Annotated in this window: 6 protein-coding genes; 3 read left to right on the top strand and 3 right to left on the bottom strand. The window is 51.3% G+C overall.

Annotation, left to right across the window (positions count from 1 at the left end; all coding sequences use genetic code 11):
• Window positions 1-52: 52 nt before the first annotated feature.
• A complete protein-coding gene (locus tag ACX1C1_RS08860) occupies window positions 53-1,798 on the bottom strand; it encodes an ABC transporter ATP-binding protein (RefSeq protein WP_458957641.1) in 1,746 nt (581 codons plus the stop codon).
• Window positions 1,799-2,284: 486 nt separating this feature from the next.
• Window positions 2,285-4,720, bottom strand: a complete 2,436-nt coding sequence (locus ACX1C1_RS08855) for an ATP-dependent DNA helicase (RefSeq protein ID WP_458956726.1) — start codon at window positions 4,718-4,720, stop codon at window positions 2,285-2,287.
• 143 nt (window positions 4,721-4,863) lie between these two features.
• Between ACX1C1_RS08855 and ACX1C1_RS08850 the strand changes: the two genes are divergently transcribed.
• From ACX1C1_RS08850 to ACX1C1_RS08840, 3 genes are all read left to right on the top strand, one after another.
• Entirely contained in the window at window positions 4,864-7,137 is a 2,274-nt protein-coding gene (locus ACX1C1_RS08850) for a helix-turn-helix transcriptional regulator (RefSeq protein ID WP_458956725.1), read from the top strand.
• 178 nt (window positions 7,138-7,315) lie between these two features.
• Entirely contained in the window at window positions 7,316-10,051 is a 2,736-nt protein-coding gene (locus tag ACX1C1_RS08845) for a glycoside hydrolase family 3 N-terminal domain-containing protein (RefSeq protein ID WP_458956724.1), read from the top strand.
• A gap of 48 nt (window positions 10,052-10,099) precedes the next feature.
• Complete coding sequence (locus ACX1C1_RS08840) at window positions 10,100-12,412, top strand: glycoside hydrolase family 3 C-terminal domain-containing protein (RefSeq protein WP_458957640.1); 2,313 nt, start codon at window positions 10,100-10,102, stop codon at window positions 12,410-12,412.
• A 102-nt stretch (window positions 12,413-12,514) separates the two neighbouring features.
• On the opposite strand, the gene ACX1C1_RS08835 is transcribed toward ACX1C1_RS08840, so the two are convergent.
• A complete protein-coding gene (locus ACX1C1_RS08835) occupies window positions 12,515-12,700 on the bottom strand; it encodes a hypothetical protein (protein ID WP_458956723.1) in 186 nt (61 codons plus the stop codon).
• Window positions 12,701-12,780: the final 80 nt, after the last annotated feature.

Here is a 12,780-nt window from a genome sequence, read left to right as displayed (position 1 = left end):
TTGCCCGTTGGTGTGCTCACTGTTCTTCACGCCTCCTATCTCTTCGCTTAATTTAGTTCTCGATCGTCGCTTCAAGCTGCTGACGATCATATTGCTCGCGATACCAGCCGCCTCGCTCCAGCAGCGTTTCGTGCGTGCCTTCCTCCACGATGCGGCCTTCGTCCATAACTACGATCCAGTCTGCATGTTGAACGGCCGACAGCCTGTGCGTTGTAATCAAAGTCGTCTTGCCCGCTCGCTCTGTCCGGATTCCGTCAATAATCTCTGCTTCCGTCTTGGCATCCACCGCGGATAATGCGTCGTCGAGCATTAGAATCTCGGGATCCGCTATTAACGCGCGCGCAATGCTGACCCGCTGCTTCTGTCCGCCGGAGAGCGCGACGCCCTTCTCGCCAACCATCGTATCGAGGCCATCAGGCAAGAACGCGATATCCTTCGCGAACGAAGCGCGCTCCAGCGCCCGCTGCAGCTCCGCTTCGCTTCCGTCTATGCGCCCGAAGAAGATATTGTCGCGGATCGTCTTCGAGAAGAGAATTGGCTGCTGCGGCACATAACCGATCCATCCGAGCACCTTATCGGTCGCCAACCGTTCGATCGGCTCACCCGACAATCGGATGGCGCCGCGTCCGACCGGATATTCGCGGAGAAGCTGCTTCAGCAGTGTCGTCTTGCCGCTGCCGGTACGTCCAACGATACCAAGTGTTTCGCCTTGGCGCAGCTTGAGCGTCACATCCGACAGATTATCAGTGTTCGAGGACGGATATTTGAAGGTTACGCGGTCGAATTCGATCATCGTCGGTACGTGTACGGATGCCGGTTCAGCCGCTTCCTTAATATCCGGCTTGTAGCCCAGTGTTTCGTTAACGCGGTCGAGCGAAGCATTGCCACGCTGCATAATGTTGATCAGCTCGCCGATTGCGAACATCGGCCAGATCAGCATCCCGAGGAAGATATTGAAGGAAACCAGCTCGCCGAGCGTAATCTCGTTCTGGAATACGAGGAAGCCGCCGTAGCAGAGGCCAATCAGGTAACTCGTGCCGACCAGTACCTTCATCGTAGGCTCAAAGAGCGCATCGATGCGGGCTACCGCGATATTCTTGCCGAGCACTTCCTTCGTCTTGGCTGCGAAGCTGGCTTCGCTCGCCTCCTCTTGTACAAACGCTCTAATCACGCGAACGCCAGAGACTGATTCCAGCACGCTGTCGTTGAGCTCGCCGAACGCATCCTGTGCGTCCGTGAACCGCTGATGGATCTTCTTGCCATAGTAGGACATCGCAATCGCCATGAGCGGCAACGGCAATAATGCGGCCAGCGTCAGCTTGAAGCTGATGCCTACAGCCATCACGATTAATATCGTGATCATAAATAATGTAGAGTCGACAAGGGTTAGAATACCGAACCCCGCCGTCATTGCTACCGCTCCAAGATCGTTAGTCGCGCGAGCCATCAAGTCACCCGTCCGGTTGCGCTCATAGAACGACGGCTTCATCTTGAGGAAATGCCCGATCAGACTGGATCGCAGCAGCCGCTCCAGTACGAACGCTCCGCCGAATAGCTTGTAATGCCACACATACGTGATGCCGTATCCGACGACCGTAAGCCCGATCCACAGATACATAATTCGGTTAAACTCCGCTGTCCCTAACGTGCTCTGATTAATACCATCCACCAAATAGCCGAGCATCCATGGCGGGATAATGTCGATGATACCGGTAAGCACAAGCAAGGTGATGGCAAGCGTGTACCGCTTCCAGCTCTGCTTGAAAAACCAGCTTAGTTTCTTTAATACGCTGAACATCGTGTCCTTCACACCTTTCGTTCGAACCCACACGTTCTTGTAGAACACGCGCAAGGATCCTGTTGCAAACTCTGGCAAGGCGAAACAGCTGCGCCGTCCTTGGGCGGCGGGGCGCGTTTCGTCCCGGAAATGAAAAAAAGCATGCCGCCATTAGCGACACGCTTCCTTGGCCCCCGAAGAAATGCGCCCCTAAGCAGGTCGCAAAGCTCCTAACGGCATAAAGAAGGCGCATGGCTACGGCTACGTAACCATGCGCCTTCGATCAAAGGGTTTCCCCTATGTATCAAATGAATAACTCGCGCAACAGGATTACGTTTCTGAGATTTGGTTGATGCAATGACCCGTGATGGATCGAAGTAACGTGTCCTTGTTTATCCATATCCCGTAATCCCCTTCCCAATATCATTTTCATTTCGTCTCTGCTTGAATCTACTTTGTCACTTTAACACCGCATGAAAAAGCTGTCAATTGTAATCTTCATTAAACTTATTCTTTCCCACCGAGACTCGCAAGCCAGTCTTCGGGCAACAATCTGCGGTACGAACCCTGCAAATACCGGTCATCCACAAGCGTGATGGTTCCGCTGTCCGTCTCCGTGCGGATGAGTCGACCGCCTGCTTGCAGCACCTTATTCATGCCCGGAATAACGTAGGCGTAATCATAACCGCTCTTTCCTTCACGCTGGAAGAAGTCCCGGAGCAGATTACGCTCTAAGCCAAGCTGCGGCAATCCTACACCAACGACGATAACGCCGATCAGCCGATCTCCAGGCAAGTCAACGCCTTCGGAGAACACACCGCCTAGCACGGCAAACCCCACAAGCGTCCGCTCGCCGCCCGGCTGGAAGTCTGCGAGGAACGTATCCCGTTCCTCTTCACTCATGTCATTGCGCTGAAGTTTGACGACGGACCCGGACACTGTCCCCTCTTGCTTGATATATGCGTCGTAGACGTCTTTCATGTAGGCGTAGGAGGGGAAGAACACAAAATAATTGCCCGTTCGCTTGGCGATCGTATCCGCGATAAGCCTTGCAATCGGTCCATATGACTCGCCCCGATCCTGATAACGCGTCGAGATCGGACGGATATTCACCTGGAGACGCTCGCTATCGAAGGGTGAAGGGAGTCCGAGCGTATAATCCCGCTCGGAGGCGCCCAGCATGTCCATGTAATAGCGGACCGGCGTTAATGTCGCAGAGAAATATATAAACGAGCGATACCCCTTCGCCTGTTCCTTAAGCAGCTCCGATGGATCCATGCAGAACAGCTTGACGCGCATGTCGAGCCTGGTCACTTCAGCGAAGGTGGCGAATCGCTCATCATACAACTTGGCCGTTCGAAGAAACTGCGATACGGCAAAGTACGCATCCAGCAGTGTGTTGTCGCCATCTCCGCCCGCGCTGCCTCCAGCACCGGACGAAGCGCCTGGATCTAGCGAGCCGGCTGCCTGTGCATAAAATCCGCCGTCCAGCACCTGTTCCGCCGCTTGGGCGAACCGCTCTGCATGCTTCACCAATTCATCCGGCAGCATGTCCGACACGACGGGCTTGTCCTTGTTATCCTCTATCGTCCCTCGCAGCGCCACGAAATAGTCGTTGATCGCCTTCGATGCCTCATATAATCCGCGATGCTTGCCCTTCTGTTCCCGCTGCAGCGTCTGAAACGGCCATCTTGTCAACTCGGCTGAGAAGATCTCCCGCGCCCGGTCCACCAGATTATGCGCCTCGTCGACAAGCAGCGCCGTCGCCTTTTTCCCTTCCGCATATTGTCGCTTGAACGAAATTCTCGGGTCGAAGACGTAATTATAGTCGCAGATGACCGCATCCGAAGCGTAAGCGGCATCCAGCGACATCTCGAACGGACAGACGGTGTGCTTGCGGGCATATTGCTCGATAATAGCGCGCGACATGATCGTCTCATGTTCCAGCATGTCTTGGATCGCGCCATTGATGCGATCATAATAACCGTCCGCGAACGGGCAATGATCCTTATCGCAGCGCACCTCATCTTGAAAGCAGATCTTATCCTTGGCCGTGATCGTCACCGAATGGATGTGCAGACCTCTGTTCTGCATGTGCTTCAGTGCATCTTCGGCAGCAGCCCGCGTCGTCGTCCTTGCCGTCAGGTAGTAGAGCCGCTTCAGCATCCCGCTCCCCATTGCCTTAATCGCGGGATACGTCGTAGAGATCGTCTTGCCGATGCCCGTCGGCGCTTTGGCATACAGCGAGACGCCCTCCTGGATCGTCTTATATACTGCGCCCGCCAGCTTGCGCTGTCCCGCCCGGTAGTTGTCGAAAGGGAACGCGAGCGCAGCAATGCTGGCATTGCGCTCTTCTTCGTGACGTTGTTTCAGCTTGGCGTAGGGAGCATATTGCCTGATGATATGCAGGATTTGCTCCTTCAGCTCGGAGAAGCTCGCTTCGCGGACGAAACGCCGCGTTGCGCCCGTATCCTTATGCACGTAAGTCAGCTGAATGCTCATGGCGGGGAGCCCCTCGTCCTTGGCGTACATATAAGCATAGAACAAGGCCTGCGCCCAGTGGACGGGTCGATCCTCGAGCAAGGCAAGATCCGCCCGCGTCGACTTGATCTCGTCGATCGTCGGCATCGGCTCCGTCCCGAGCAAGCCGTCGCAGCGCCCATCCACAACAAATAACAAGCCTTCATACTCAATCTCCGCGCTCAGGTATACTTCCTTCCGATCACCTTCACCGTACGTTTCCTGTATGCGCTGATGCGCCTTCGTTCCCTCCTGCAGCGAATCCATCGATTGCATGCGCGAATCTATGCTGCCGCTCAAGAACACATACTCTACTAGCTGCCTAACCGGCAAGGTAACCGTATACGGCTGCGTGCCAGCTGTCTCTTCCGAAGGTTCCCGCCGCAACTGCAATTCCGCCATATGCCCCTTCTTTTCCTCCACTCGCCGCCCCTCCTCTCTTCGAACGTTTGTTCCGCAATTGTACCACATTATAGTAGGTTGATTGCTAGCGGATCGGTTATAATAATCGCGGAGGACGCTGCGGCGGACCTCCAGTATCGTGATAGGGATGAGGAGGAAACAACATGCCATCGACAGACAAACACGAACAAGGCTATCCTGTCACGGCTGTCATCGAACCAATCGAACAAACTGATTTTCTGCTCATGACAGAGCTCAATATATGGTTTGTATTATCCGGTTTCTTGGAGATCATCCGAGGAGGAGCGGATATCCTGATTCGAACCGGCGATATATTCGTCCTGAACAAAGGCGATATCGTACGTATTGTCAGCCAATCCACCAATGCGACCCTTAAGGTTCAAATTCATACCCATACCTATCTTGACGAGCTCCCCTCTTTCAGGCTCAATATCCCTTTATCCATGGTGTACAAAAAAGACGGATACGAGTTCATGAAGCAAAGCCTGGCCTCTCTCTATATCGAAAAACTTTATCCTGCGGCTGGCTCCGAGCATATGATCAGAAGCTACGTCCAACGGTTGATTGGGTTGTTGTACCGATACCTGCAAGTGGCGGATGAACAAGAGTTGCCGAACCCGGCGACCGACAAGATCAAAGAAATCGTATCCTTTATTAATATTCATTACGCCGAGAAGCTCAGCTTGGACGAAATTGCCGCCAAATTTTATATCAGCAAATATTATCTGGCGCATACTTTCAAAAATCTGCTTGGCTTATCCGTCGGAAACTATATTAAGGAGGTCCGGTTATTCCACAGCTCCCGCTTCATTGAACAAACGAATGAAAAGATGGTCACGATTGCGCTTGCTAATGGTTTCCCCAATATCCGCTCATTCAACGAAGCTTTCCTGTCCAGATTTGGCATGACCCCGGCAGAATACCGGGAGAATAGCCGCGAGGACAAAACCGGCGACCTTGCTGATTCGGATATTGCTCAGGATGTCTTCGCATTGTTCGCGCCTTACGTGCCTTTAAGCGATTATGCTCCCGAATTACCTCCGTCGCCAAGCGGCATCGATGTTCAGTTGGACGTCCGTCAAACAATCGGCAGCTGCGAGAAAGTGAATTACGTGCTTAAAGTAAAGGGAGAGCTTGCAGAAGCCACATTGCAACAAACACGACAACGCCTAGGCATACAGCTGGTAGCCGTGTCTCGTATCCTCGAAGATGTAGGAATCGATATTCGCGGCGGGAAGCCCGTATACTCCTTTATCGAACTTGACCGAAAGCTGCAACGCATCTTGTCTGCCGGCATGCTGCCTTATTTTCAATTCCATTCGTTCGATTATGAGGACTGGAAGGCTCGCGGTTTGTCTAACAACGAATGGTTCAGATCGCTGTTCGAGGCGCTAAATCGGCATCTCAGGCAAAATTACAGAACCAGCCCGGACTGGTATTATGAGTTCCGCTGCTTTTATGAATTCGATCATAATGCGGAATTATGCCAACCGCTTGCTGATATCATTGATCAATTCCACTCGTACAAGAAACTCGTTATCCACTTCCCTATTGCGCCGGCTGATGCGATCACGCTCGATCAAGATAGCGAGAAAACGGTCTATTGTATCGATGATCTGACTTGTATGCGCAGAATTCCGCTCGTATCCGCCATGAATCATCTACTGGATCAGGCTTATCCTCACTATATCAACCAAGAGGACAACCGTACGATGCAGCAATTGATTCTAGATCAGTTGCAGAAGTATGAGCAAGATGATGATTTGTCCCCCTATTCGGATTTGGTTCAAGCTAATTCGAGCATATGGCATGGCATCAACTTCGCGCAGGCAAACATTGCCGCTAACCATTACTATCAACCCGTATCTCTTGATACGGCCAAACACTTCGAATATTTTCCGGATGAGCTGGCTAGCAAGCTGTCCTTGTGCACGGTAGATGGTCGTTATAAGGATAATTGGTACGCTTATGAATTTGTTTATCGCTTATTTGACGAGGTGGTGTTTCGCAACGAAGCTTGTATCGTGACCAAACGACAAGAGGACCTGCGGATACTGGCAACCTATCCCGAGCAAGAATTGTTGGTTTACTTAAACAAGAACAATAAAGATCAGTTGACATCGATCTGGCAAAAAGTGAAAACTCCCCACCTCTCGATCAAGCTCGCGCTTTCACACTTGGAAGGCACTTATCGGATTGTAAAGCAACAATTGACACCAGAGCTGTCCAACACGCGGACTGAGCTTGCCATTATAAGGAACAGCGAAAAGTTGTCATTCGATGATATCGCTTATTGGAATGGCCTGAATCGTCCCTCCAGAACCTCTGAAATCCTGAAAATACGGGGAGATCATACATTAGACCTTGAAGTTCCTCTATTCGGAATCGTCATGATCGATCTCGAATTCATAGAGTAATCTTGCTAAATGTTGCGATCATCGACAGTCACCCTCCGTCGATGATCGCAACATTTAGCTTTTTTTTCGGCAAGATCTCCGTCGATTTGGTGAAAGCGCTGTTATAGAATGAGTGTGATCAACAAGTCATGTACTGGAGGGTGTCAAAATGCTGAATCATTTAAAGAGAAAAAGAACCATGAAAAAACAATTGGTACTCCAAGTGAAAGAAGATAAAGCCAAACTGCGCGAGCGCAAAAATGAGATCGCCGCTCTGCCTGCAGAGAAGCGCAAAGCTGTCATTCAACAGGATCAAGCATTGCGGAAGGAGCAAAAGCAACAATATAAATTAGAGCTGCGCGCCCTTGGACGCAAAGAACGCAGAGCGGCCAAAAAACAGGCGAAACGTTATAAAAAGATTAAAAACAGACCGAGACGCGCAGTTGGCTGGTCCATTGCTGCAGCCGCAGTCGTTCTGCTCGTTGTGCAATTCGGACCGACAGCCTCCAATCTCTTCGATATGCTGTCCAGCAAACATATTACAGCCGTGACCGATACGCCAGAAGGTATCGCCGCTCGCGAGAACGGCGGCATTATTGCCGAAGAAATCGCGAACGAAGGCATTGTGTTGCTCAAGAACGAAGAGAATCAACTTCCTTTGCAAGACAAAAAAGTGAATGTGTTCGGGATGGCTTCCTTGAACCTCCGTTATGGCGGAGGCGGCTCTGGTGCTGGAGATACTTCGCGTGCGGTGAATCTGTTCCAAGGCTTGGAGCAGGCAGGCATCACTTACAATACAGAGCTTAAAGCATTGTATGATGAAGTTGCCAAGAGAGAGGGCAATAGCGGATCTGGAAGCTCTGGCATCCTTCAAGTGGTTAAAGGGATGCTCCTCGGAACATCGTCCGATGAACCGGGTATCGACTATCTGACTGACGAGGCGATCAAGCAAGCCCAATCTTATTCGGACAATGCGGTCATCGTCATCTCCAGCGAAAGCGTAGAAGCAAGCGACGCGAGTATCGAACAGCTGAAATTGACCGCTAACAAGCGGGCACTCGTCGAGAAGGTCGCACAGAACTTCAAGAACGTTACGATTGTCGTTAATGCGGGCAATGCACTCGAGCTTGGTTTCGTGAATGAATACGAATCCATCAAATCCGTGCTGTGGATAGGAACGCCAGGTCCTTACGGAGCTAGTGCGTTAGGCAATATTATGGCAGGCAATGTGAATCCGTCTGGCCGCCTCACAGATACGTATGTTTTCGATAATGCATCAGCTCCATCCACCGAGAATTTCGGGGATTACGGGTATGATAATATGAAATATTCATTCCTCAATTATCAAGAGGGCATTTATGTCGGATATCGTTTCTACGAAACCTATTATCATAATAATGAAGCCGGATATAAGGAAGCAGTCCTTTATCCATACGGCTACGGTTTAAGTTATACCGATTTCGAGTGGACGGTTGTGGACCAGACGCTTTCTCATGAGAAGATCGAGCTGCAAGTCGAAGTTAAGAACGTCGGCAAGATGGCCGGCAAGGATGTCGTGCAAGTGTACTACTCCTCTCCGTATATCAACGGCGGCATTGAAAAGTCGGCTATCGAAATGGGTGCGTTCGCGAAGACTTCCCTGCTGGGGCCTGGTCAATCCGAGACTCTTACACTCTCCTTCGACACCGAAGAGATGGCGTCTTATGACATGAACGAAGAACAAGCGTATGTCCTTGACCCTGGTACGTATACCATCAAGGTGGCGCGTAATGTTCATGACATCGTAGCGAGCTACGATCTTGAGCTGGCGGATCGGATCGTCTACGAGCAAGACAAAGACACAGGCACAGCATACGAAAATCATTTTGACCTCGCAAAGGGTGAAATCACGTATCTGTCGCGCAATGACTGGGAGGGCACGTACCCGTCTGATGAGAATATCAGCCATGATGCGCCGCAATATGTATTGGACGCTTTCTCCAAGAAACGCGAGGACTCCAAGCAGTCACTGCCGACGTTTGGCGCTGACAATGAGCTGAAGCTTGAAGATTTGCAAGGACTGGCGTTTGATGATCCGAAATGGGAGCTGTTTCTTGACCAGCTGACGCTTGACGAAATGTTTGATTATGTAACCAATGGTGCCTATCACACACAAGCCATCGAACGTCTAGGCGTGCCGAAGACGCTTCTGATGGATGGTCCAGCCGGATTCAGTTACTTCTTCAAACCGATTACAGCAGCGTCGTATCCGTCCGAGATTGTCATTGCTGCGACATGGAACAAGGACTTGGCCTACCGGATGGGCGAAGCGGTTGGTCAGGAGGCTCGCGCCTACGGTATTCAGGGCTGGTATGCGCCAGGGATGAACATCCATCGTACCGCGCTTGGCGGTCGTAACTTCGAATATTTCTCCGAGGATCCCGTGTTATCCGGCAAGATGGCCGCGGCGATGATCAATGGAGCGCAGGATCAAGGCATTATCGCCTTTATGAAACACTTTGCATTAAACGATCAGGAAACCAACGCTCGTTCGGGTAATATGATCTGGGCCAACGAGCAAGCGATCCGCGAAATTTATTTGAAGCCTTTTGAAATAACGGTGAAGGAAAGTCAGCCTCTCGCTGCAATGTCCAGCTTCTCGATTATCGGGACAAAGTGGGCCGGCGCGAATTCTATCTTATTGAACGATGTTCTGCGCGAAGAATGGGGTTTCGACGGATTCGTGTCCAGCGACGCGGTCTTCGGTTTCATGAAAGCACCTGACGCAGTTGTTGCAGGTAATGATGTCATGCTCGACATTATGTCCTCTTCGAAAAATAAGAAGCTGCTGGAAGCCGCCTATGACAAGGATCCTTCGGGAATCGCCAATGGCGTGCGCACAAGTGTCCATCATGTGTTCTATACGATCCTTAAAACCTATCTGTTCGAAAAGTAACGAAGTAACGGGGTGAAATCATTGAAACATAAAAAAATATTGATCAAGATGACATTGGAAGAAAAAGCGTCACTCATGTCCGGCGCTAACTTCTGGAATACAAAGGCGATCGAACGACTCGGTATCCCGAGTATCATGCTAACGGATGGTCCTCATGGACTGAGGAAACAAGGCGGCAAAGCCGACCATCTGGGACTCAACAAAAGCCTGCCAGCGACCTGCTTCCCAACCGCAGCCACATTGGCAAACAGCTGGGATCGGAATTTGATCCATGAGGTTGGCGCAACCATTGGCAAAGAAGCAGCTGGTGAGAAGGTTAGTGTGCTTCTGGGACCCGGCCTGAATATTAAACGCAACCCGTTATGCGGCAGGAACTTTGAGTATTTCTCCGAGGACCCCTACCTGACGGGTGAGATGGCAAGCGAGATGGTCAACGGCATTCAGTCTAATGGAATTGCCGCTTGTCCCAAACACTTTGCTGTAAACAGCCAAGAGCATATGCGTATGACGATCGACGAAATTGTGGATGAGCGCTCGCTTCGCGAGCTATATCTGGAAGGCTTCAGACGAGTAGTAGAGAAAAGCCAGCCCAAGACGATCATGACCTCATACAACAGGGTTAATGGGACGTTTGCCAATGAAAACACATATTTGTTGAAGGATATTTTGTATGGTGAGTGGGGCTTTGACGGTGTTGTGGTTACGGATTGGGGCGGCAATAACGACCGTGTCTCGGGGCTTAAAGCGGGCAACCAGCTGGAGATGCCTTCGTCAAACGGCATTACGGACAAAGAGATCGTAGAAGCCGTACGGAATAACGTACTCCCCGAGTATATGCTTGACGAGGCCGTCGATCAGCTGCTGGAGCTAGTATTCGCGACAAGACTTGACGAACGAGACACGCCAAGCGTTGATTTCGAGGAGCACCATCGCAAAGCGATTGATGCAGCCAGACGGTCGATCGTATTGTTGAAGAATGATGCGCACATTCTGCCGCTCGGGCGAGACAAGAAGGTTGCGATCATCGGCGACTTCGCCCGAAACCCGCGTTATCAAGGCGCCGGCAGCTCGCTCATCAATCCAGCCAAGCTGTCTAATGCATTGGAGAAGCTTGAGCAATCCGGCCTCTCTATTGCGGGATACGCGCAAGGCTTCAAACGAATGGGCGGCGAAAGCCATTCGTTGCAGCAAGAGGCAATCGCGTTAGCGAAGCAAGCGGAGATCGTCCTGTTGTTCCTTGGACTCGACGAAGGAAGCGAAGCAGAAGGCATCGACCGCGCGCACTTAGGATTGCGAGAGAACCAATTGGAGCTAGTGAACGCCTTGACTAAGGTGAATGCCAATATCGTCGTCATTCTTGCAGGAGGCGGCGCTATCGAAATGCCGTTTGTCGGGCAAGCAAAGGCGATTGTCCACACTTACTTGTCAGGACAAGGCGGCGCAGAGGCGTTGACCGACATCTTGCTCGGCGCGTATAACCCAAGCGGCAAGCTCAGCGAAACGTTCCCTATCGCGTATGGGGATGTTTCCTCCGCTCCCTACTATCCTGGCAAAGAAGCGACCGCCGAGCATGTCGAAGGTATCTTTATCGGTTACCGTTATTTCGATACGGTAGATAAGCCTGTATTGTTCCCATTCGGATATGGACTTTCCTACACCACCTTCGCTTACAGCGACTTAAGCGTAGAGCAGGGGCGCGTATCCTTTACGATCACCAACACAGGACCTGTCGCGGGCGAAGAAATCGCCCAATTGTATGTGCAGAAGCTGGGCTCCTCGATCTTCCGTGCTAAGCGGGAGCTCAAAGGTTTCGACAAGGTTAGCTTGGCGCCCGGCGAGAGCAAACGAGTGACGATGACGCTGGAGGAGCGCGACTTCGGCTATTATAATCCGGCCATTAATGGCTGGACGATTGAGCCTGGCGAATACGGGATTGGGATCGGCAGCTCGCTGCAATCCATTCATTTGAGCGGCAGCCTGACGATGGATGGTCCCAACGTGCCGCTTGTGCATGCCAAGGACAAGTTTGCCCACTATTCCAGCGGCGACGTCCATGCGGTGACGGCGGACGAATACCGGCAGTTGCTCGGCTATCAACCTCCGGCGCCGAAGTGGGATCCTAAGAAGGACTTGGGTCTCAACGACACGATTGCTCAAGCGAGATACAAGAATTGGCTTGGCAAATCCATTTATTCGATCGTCATCTTCGTTAATAAATTTCTGAACGCGGTCAACAAGCCGCTGCTCGCAAATAATGTGTACTTCGTGCTCAATATGCCCTTCCGGCAAATTGACCGCTTCACAGGCGGCAAAATTAGCCGCAAGCAGGTTCTAACGGTGCTGAAATGGATTAATCGTTAGCGAAAAACAAATAGCCCGCGTATCCGGTCATGTCGACCAGATACGCGGGCTATTGATGCGGGTATCTCCTGCAGCCTCGGCAAGCAGATAGTGTCCCTCTCGTCAGCGCTTCCGTTTCTTAGCGATTCTAGTATAGACAATAAGCGCAGCAATGATCATTGCCATAAAACCTACGCTCTCCGCCGATTCCGGTCCCATCCCGAACATCAAACATATACTGGTGACCAGGTTCTTCACGAGAAATGCAATCGCTATCAACATAATCGGACGAATAAAATTATATTTCATGAGAAACAAACCTCCTGCAGGGCAAGTATAGTTGTTTGATGAGCTTCTGATATTTGGCGGGCTTAGTCTAGTACAACTGC

The organism is Paenibacillus sp. strain BS8-2 (genome assembly GCF_054483835.1).
The sequence above is the reverse complement of the archived record's forward strand: the minus strand, read 5'-3'. Positions and strand labels throughout refer to the sequence as shown.

What these genes read in the sequence shown, in the direction of transcription:
- ACX1C1_RS08860 (WP_458957641.1), bottom strand. Translation starts at nt 1,798, where the DNA reads ATGTTCAGCGTATTAAAGAAACTAAGCTGGTTTTTCAAGCAGAGCTGG.
- ACX1C1_RS08850 (WP_458956725.1), top strand. Translation starts at nt 4,864, where the DNA reads ATGCCATCGACAGACAAACACGAACAAGGCTATCCTGTCACGGCTGTC.
- ACX1C1_RS08835 (WP_458956723.1), bottom strand. Translation starts at nt 12,700, where the DNA reads ATGAAATATAATTTTATTCGTCCGATTATGTTGATAGCGATTGCATTT.
- ACX1C1_RS08840 (WP_458957640.1), top strand. Translation starts at nt 10,100, where the DNA reads ATGACATTGGAAGAAAAAGCGTCACTCATGTCCGGCGCTAACTTCTGG.
- ACX1C1_RS08845 (WP_458956724.1), top strand. Translation starts at nt 7,316, where the DNA reads ATGAAAAAACAATTGGTACTCCAAGTGAAAGAAGATAAAGCCAAACTG.